The organism is Mumia sp. (assembly GCF_028803055.1).
GTDB lineage: Bacteria > Actinomycetota > Actinomycetes > Propionibacteriales > Nocardioidaceae > Mumia.
Genome location: NZ_JARBCJ010000315.1, coordinates 1 through 2,139 on the forward strand (window position 1 = coordinate 1; position 2,139 = coordinate 2,139).

The following is a 2,139-nucleotide window of genomic DNA, read 5'->3' on the forward strand; positions in this document are numbered from 1 at the left end:
CCGCCGCCCGGGTCCGGTAGAAGCGCTCCCTCCCTCGCTCATCGGTGGTCGTTGCGAACAGGCCGACCTCGAACCCTGCTCGTGCGAGCGCGTCCCGCTCGGCCACCACCTGGCTGTTCTCGCCGCTGGGCTGCCGCGAGTCGTAGAAGCTGTGCACGAGCGCGACACGCAGAGGCATGACGGTCCTCCGGACTCGAGGTGATGGGGGTCACCCTACGGCCACGCCAGGTGTTCAAGCCTTCCCTCTCGGTGACCTCGTTCGTATCATCGTCACGGCCGGGACGTGTCCCTCCACCTGACGGCCAGCACAGGCGGCGTTATGACCGAGTCCTTCTACCGCCAGACCGTGAGCCGGTTGCTCGCGGCGGAGTGGCTCCGACCAGACGACGAGATCCTCGTCGTCGCGGGCGGTCTGCTGGATCACGAGGTCCTTCTCGCCCTCGGACTCCGGCGGGTGACCATCTCCAACCTGGACAGCCGCAAGGCTGGTGACGAGTACGCCCCACATCGCTGGAGCTACCAGAACGCGGAGCACCTGACCTATGACGACGCCACGTTCGACGTGTGCATCGTCCACCAGGGGCTGCACCATTGTCGGTCCCCGCATCGTGGACTCATCGAGATGTACCGCGTCGCTCGGCGAGGGATCGTCGCGTTCGAACCGCAGGAGACCCTTCTGACGCGCCTCGGCGTCGGGCTCGGGGTAGGACAGCGCTACGAGCATGCCGCTGTGGTCGACAACGACTTCACCTTCGGCGGTGTCGAGAACAGTGGCGTACCGAACTTCGTCTACCGCTGGACACGCCGCGAGGCGCACAAGACGCTGGCGACGAACGATCCGATGGGCGCCCCCCGCGTGCAGTTCTTCTACGACCTCCGAGTCCCGGGCGAGTCAGCGGAGCTCGTGCGCAGCGTCCCCGCGCGCGCGCTCGCACGCATGGGGACACCCGTGGTCCGCGCGTTGTTGCGGCTTGCCCCGTCGCAGGCGAACGCCATCGCCATCGTGGCGGACAAGCTCGACCCGCAGTGCGACTCGCACCCGTGGGTGACGGACGACGACGGGAGCCTTCGGGCCGACAGTGCCTGGTACGGCAGGGGGCGGTCGGGCGCCGAGCCAGGGGTCCCGGTGGAGCCGTGACGCGACAGACAGGCGGTCGCTTCAGCACCGCTGAGGTCGAGTCGCTCGACGCTCCCACAGGCCGGCCGGCCCCCGCCCTGCGGTACCTGTTCGTCGGCCTCGTCCTCTATGCCGCGCTCGGCAAAGGCTTCGCGTACGCGGGTTGGCCGCCGGTGTTCGTCGGAGAGTTGCTGCTCGTGCTCGTCCTCGTCTCGGCCGCCCGCTCGTCGGCACTGCTGCCCCGCACAGCTCCCGCCGCGGTGACGGCGCTCCTGGTCGGGATGGCTGCCGTGCAGTTCGCGATCGATCGCCTGTCCGGAACCGTGCCACTGCTCGAGACGGTGCGTGGTCTCGCACCCGTCTACTACAGCGGCTTCGCCTTCGGCATCTACGCCCTCCTCCGGGACTGGGAGGCTCGCACGAGCCGATCGCATGTCGAAGACACCGTGGGGGAGGTCGTCGCCCGCGCCGCTCCCGTCGTCGCGCCTGTCCTGCTCGGGCTCGCGGCGCTTCTGCTCGTGGAGCCGGGATGGTTGCCGACCTGGCCCGGGTCCGGCGTGCCGATGCTCCTGACCAAGCCAGGCGACATCGCCGTCACCCTCGTGCTGCTGGTGTCGGTGCTGCGATCACCGCGGCCCGGCACGTCCGTCCTCGTGCCGCGAGCGCCGACGATCGTGATGTTGTCCGTGACGGCCCTGTTGGTGATCGGGCGGAGCCGAGGCGCCCTCCTGACACTCATCGTCGGGTTGCTCGTCGCTCGGCCGAGACCCGACCGGATCATCAAAGGAATCCTGGCCGGCGTGACGCTGCTGTTGGCGTTGTACGTCAGTGGGCTGCGCATCGAAGTGGCGCACCGCGAGCTCAGCTATGCCGCGGCGATGGATGCCGTTGCATCGCTCGCGGGCACGGAGCCCTCGGACGAGATCCAGGGCAACTACGTCGGCACGCGCAACTGGCGCACCGAGTGGTGGGAGGCGATCTGGGCCGACGCAACCGGTGACCGACTGGTCCTGCACGGGTAC

2 protein-coding genes are annotated in these 2,139 nt (G+C 69.0%); both read left to right on the plus strand.

Translation table 11 applies throughout. The annotated features are described in order from the left end of the window. Window positions 1–319: 319 nt before the first annotated feature. Window positions 320–1,138, plus strand: coding sequence for a methyltransferase domain-containing protein (locus PV363_RS17500; protein ID WP_301023048.1), 819 nt, complete (start codon window positions 320–322; stop codon window positions 1,136–1,138). Continuing rightward, window positions 1,135–2,139 (plus strand): hypothetical protein (locus PV363_RS17505; protein WP_301023049.1); only part of this gene is annotated, 1,005 nt, incomplete at its 3' end. The genes PV363_RS17500 and PV363_RS17505, both read left to right, overlap by 4 nt.